Origin of the sequence: Streptomyces sp. NPDC001941, assembly GCF_040296945.1 — a bacterium.
Taxonomy (GTDB): Bacteria; Actinomycetota; Actinomycetes; order Streptomycetales; family Streptomycetaceae; genus Streptomyces.
Map to the genome: position 1 here is coordinate 1 of NZ_JBEOYE010000251.1, position 1,508 is coordinate 1,508.

Here is a 1,508-nt window from a genome sequence, read left to right on the forward strand (position 1 = left end):
CCCCGAACCCAACACGGGGCTCCGCCCCTGCACCCCGGTAGGTGGCCCGGCCTCAACACGGGGGTGCGCTCCCCCCCCCCCCCCCCCCGGCTCTGTGAGGAGATGCAGGACATGGCAGGTTACGACCTGATCGACGAAGCGGTCGTCGACGCACCGCCGAACGTCGTCTGGGACGCGCTCCTGAAGGAGTTCAACGGCGGGGCCCAGTGGTGGGTACCGGCCAACACCTTCGCCACCACCGCCGGTTCGGCGGACACGGTCGGCGGCGAGGTGGCGGTCACCGTGCACACCAAGGGCGTCGACAAGGGCGGTCTGAAGCTGCGCTTCACGGCGCGGACCACGGCCGTCGAGCCCGGCCGCAAGCTGTCGATCGAGTACGTCGACGGGGTCTTCCGCGGCCCCAGCGACTTCGTGCTCGACCCGGTGGAGGGCGGCGCGAAGACCCGGATCGGCATGCACTTCAAGGGCCGTCCGCACGGCTGGCTCAAGGTGCTGGCCAAGGTCGCCGACATCGGCGCCGAGCACTCCCGCGCCACCAGCGCGGCGTTCGTGGCGCTGGACGGCGTGCTGCGGAAGGGGAGCCGATGACCACGGTCGCCCCCGCCCCCGCGGCGGCCGTCGTGCGCACCGCGGCGGAGTCGGTGGTCCGCACCGACGACGGCGCGCGCCTGGCGGTCACCGTCCTCGCCCCGCTGGGCACCCCGTCCGGCACCACGGTCGTCCTGTCCCACGGCTGGGCGGCCGGGCGCCGGGTCTGGGGCACCGTCTCCGACCGGCTGATCCGGGCCGGGCACCGGGTGGTGCTGTACGACCAGCGGGGCCACGGGGCCTCCACGCTGGGCCGCGAGCCGTTCGGCATCGCCCGGCTCGGCGCGGACCTCGGCGCGGTCCTCGACCACGTGGACGCGCCCGACGCGGTGGTCGTCGGCCACTCGGGCGGTGGCTTCGCCGCCCTGTCGTACGCCTCCTCCGGCGCCCGGCAGCTGTCCGGCCTGGTCCTGCTCGGCACCGCCGCGCACGACCAGGAGACCCCGGACAGCGAGGTCAAGATGATGGGCAGCCCGGTCTTCTCCTGGGCGGTGCGCCGCCCGGCGCTGGGCCGCAAGCTGCTCGGCCAGATGGTCGGCAAGGGCATCGACCCGCAGCTGCGGGAGGTCAACCGGCAGCTGTTCGCGGCCGCTTCGCCGCAGGTGCGGGCCGACGCGTTCCGCTCCTCGCGGGGCATGGACCTGCGCGAGGCGATCGCCTCGGTGCACGTGCGGGCCGTGGTCCTGGCCGGCGCGGCGGACAAGGTGATCGCCCCGGCCCTGGGCCGCGTGGTCGCCGAGGCCCTGCCGAAGGCCCGGTTCGAGGAGCTGCCGGGCGCGGGGCACATGCTGCCCCTGGAGGCTCCGGAAGCGGTGGTGGCCGCCGTCACGGAGCTGGCACGGTGATCGAGAGGATCCTGCCCGCGGGCGGCATGAGGTGGGGAGAGGATAAAAACAGCACACCCCGCCCCCGAAACACCC

2 protein-coding genes are annotated in these 1,508 nt (G+C 74.5%); both read left to right on the forward strand.

The features are described 5' to 3' along the window. Positions 1-111 precede the first annotated feature (111 nt). A complete protein-coding gene (locus tag ABT160_RS46945; RefSeq protein WP_351656556.1) occupies positions 112-588 on the forward strand; it encodes an SRPBCC family protein in 477 nt (158 codons plus the stop codon). After that, complete coding sequence (locus ABT160_RS46950) at positions 585-1,433, forward strand: alpha/beta fold hydrolase (RefSeq protein WP_351656559.1); 849 nt, start codon at positions 585-587, stop codon at positions 1,431-1,433. Before ABT160_RS46945 ends, ABT160_RS46950 begins: the two co-directional genes overlap by 4 nt. Positions 1,434-1,508: the final 75 nt, after the last annotated feature.